Genomic DNA, 449 nt, shown 5'->3' with positions numbered 1-449 from the left:
CCTCGGCCCCGCCGAGAAAGAGCAGCTGGCGGCGATCAACCAGAAACTGGCGACCGCGTTCGGGGCCTTCACGCAAAAAGTGGTTGCGGACTAGGCCAAGTTCACACCTGCCGCTGAAGCGGAAATGAAGGGCGTCCCGGCCGATGTCAAAAGTGCTGCGGCCAATGCCGCGAGGTCGAAAGGGCTCCCCGCCGGCCAATATGCGATCCTCAACACGCGCTCGGCCGCCGACCCGATCCTGACTTTTGCCGACAATCGCGGGCTTCGCGAGAAAGTCTGGAAGGAGTTCGTCAGTCGCGGCGACAATGGCGACGGAAACGACACCAACGCGCTGGTCGCCGAGATCGTCAAGCTTCGCGCCGACCGCGCCAAGCTGCTTGGTTTTCCAACCCATGCCCATTGGCGGATGGTAAACACCATGGCCAAAGAGCCGGCCAAGGCCATGGACC

The 449-nt window shown here is 62.8% G+C and carries 1 protein-coding gene; it reads left to right on the top strand.

What is annotated here, in order from left to right; genetic code table 11:
- Nucleotides 1-124: 124 nt before the first annotated feature.
- Nucleotides 125-449, top strand: a 325-nt coding sequence (locus tag D7Y15_RS43770; protein WP_233605339.1) for a M3 family metallopeptidase, incomplete at its 3' end; no start/stop codon positions are given.

The sequence above is a fragment of the Corallococcus sp. AB030 genome (assembly GCF_003668965.1).
Classification (GTDB): domain Bacteria; phylum Myxococcota; class Myxococcia; order Myxococcales; family Myxococcaceae; genus Corallococcus; species Corallococcus exiguus.
Note: the sequence above shows the minus strand (reverse complement) of the source record. Positions and strands in the feature narration are given on the sequence as shown.